General features: G+C 63.3%; 3 protein-coding genes. All 3 read left to right on the top strand.

Going from position 1 to position 2,006, the window contains the following annotated elements; all coding sequences use genetic code 11:
- On the top strand, positions 1-251 hold a 251-nt coding region (locus EN893_RS31140; RefSeq protein ID WP_128362061.1), incomplete at its 5' end, for a DUF4424 family protein.
- Positions 251-769, top strand: coding sequence for a dihydrofolate reductase (locus EN893_RS31135; RefSeq protein WP_127271784.1), 519 nt, complete (start codon positions 251-253; stop codon positions 767-769). The genes EN893_RS31140 and EN893_RS31135, both read left to right, overlap by 1 nt.
- 168 nt (positions 770-937) lie before the next feature.
- On the top strand, positions 938-2,006 hold a 1,069-nt coding region (hflK, locus tag EN893_RS31130; RefSeq protein ID WP_128362060.1), incomplete at its 3' end, for an FtsH protease activity modulator HflK.

The raw sequence follows: 2,006 nt of genomic DNA, 5'->3' as shown, positions 1-2,006 counted from the left end.
ACCCTGACGGCTACCCCAAATATGTCGAGAACCGCATCGCCTATATCCTGACCACCGGCGGCAACTGGGCCACCGGCACGATCGGCAAGTTCAAGCTGACGATCGACAAGGGCAATCCGAAAGCCCTGGTCTCGTTCTGCGGCGACAATGTCAAAAAGACCGGACCGACGACATTCGAGATGACGGCGGATGATTTCTACCCCGAGCGCGACATCGACATCCTGATCCTCGAGCCAACGGACGGCAATTGATGCACGTCGCAATCTACGTTGCCATCGCCGAGAACGGCGTGATCGGGCGGGACGGCGGGCTCCCGTGGCGGCTCTCCACCGATCTCAAGCGCTTCAGAGCCGATACGATGGGCAAGCCCATCATCATGGGCCGCAAGACCTATGAGGGCATCGGCCGGCCGCTGCCGGGCAGGTTGAACATCGTCGTCACCCGCGACAAGACCTGGCGCGCCGAGGGCGTCGAGGCGGCACATTCGCTCGAGGCCGCGATCCAACTGGCGACGGAGCGCGGGCGCCGCATGGCCGATGTGGACGAGGTGTGCGTCATCGGCGGCGGCGAAATCTATGCCCAGGCCATGCTGCTGGCCGATCGCCTGCATGTCACCCATGTGCTGGCAGCGGTCGACGGCGACGCGCATTTCCCGCCGATCGATCCTGATTCCTGGCACATTGTCAGCTCGCACGACGTCCCAGCCGGGGAAAAGGACAGCCACCCGACGCGTTATTCGGTCTACGAGCGGCGTCGAGAGAGACATTGAATGAAAAAAGGGGCATTGAAGGAAGACAAAGGGTCGCGACCGGACAAATCGGACGAAGTCGGCAGCGCATCGCGTTGAAAGCGCCTCGTTGCGTCCCTATAGAAGAACAATACTGGATTTTGCGCCGTAATACCGGCGCTTGAGGGAATTCCAAGCGAAAGGACATTCATGCCCTGGAACGACAAAAGCGGCGGTGGCGGCGGCCCATGGGGTGGCGGCGGCAACAATCAAGGACCCTGGGGGCAGGGTCCAAAGGGACCCAGCGGGCCACAGGGCTCGCCTCCCGATCTCGAAGACATCATCCGCCGCGGCCAGGACCGGCTGCGGCGCGCTCTTCCGGGTGGCGGCGGCGCGAGCCCGGCTATCTTCGCGCTGATCGCGGCTGCACTTGTGGTGCTGTGGGCGTTCAAGGCGGTTTATACCGTGCAGCCCGACGAGGTCGCGGTCGAATTGCGCTTCGGCAAGCCGAAGACCGAACTGTCGCAGCCTGGCCTGCATTTCCATTGGTGGCCGCTCGAAACCGTCGAGACGGCCAAGATTTCCGAGCAGCTCGTCGATATCGGCGGCGGCGGCGCGACGAGTGGCAACACGTCCGGGCTGATGCTTACCGGCGACCAGAACATCGTCAACGTCCAGTTCTCGGTGGCCTATCAGGTCTCCGACCCGAGCGCATATCTGTTCGATGTGTCCGATCCCGACGGTATGCTGCGGCAGGTTGCCGAAAGCGCCATGCGTGAAGCCGTCGGCCGCCGGCCGGCGCAGGATATCTTCCGCGACGACCGCCAGGGCATTGCCGCCTCGGTGCGTGAAATCATCCAGACGACGCTGGACGGCTACAAGGCCGGTCTCAACGTCAACGCCGTCTCGATCGAGGATGCGGCACCGCCACGCGAAGTGGCCGATGCGTTCGACGAAGTGCAGCGCGCCGAGCAGGACGAGGACAAGTTCGTCGAGCAGGCCAACCAGTACTCCAACCAGAAGCTCGGCCAGGCGCGCGGCGAGGCCGCACAGATTCGCGAAGACGCGGCCGCCTACAAGAACCGGGTCGTGCAGGAAGCCGAGGGTGAGGCCCAGCGCTTCATCTCGGTCTATGACGAATATGCCAAGGCGCCCGATGTAACGCGCAAGCGCCTCTACCTGGAAACCATGGAGAAGGTTCTGAAGGATTCGAGCAAGGTCATCGTCGAGCAGGGCAACGGGCAAGGGGTCGTTCCCTATCTGCCGCTGCCGGCATTGC

This window comes from Mesorhizobium sp. M7A.F.Ca.CA.004.04.2.1, assembly GCF_004022825.1.
Taxonomy (GTDB): Bacteria; Pseudomonadota; Alphaproteobacteria; order Rhizobiales; family Rhizobiaceae; genus Mesorhizobium.
Note: the sequence above shows the minus strand (reverse complement) of the source record. Positions and strands in the feature narration are given on the sequence as shown.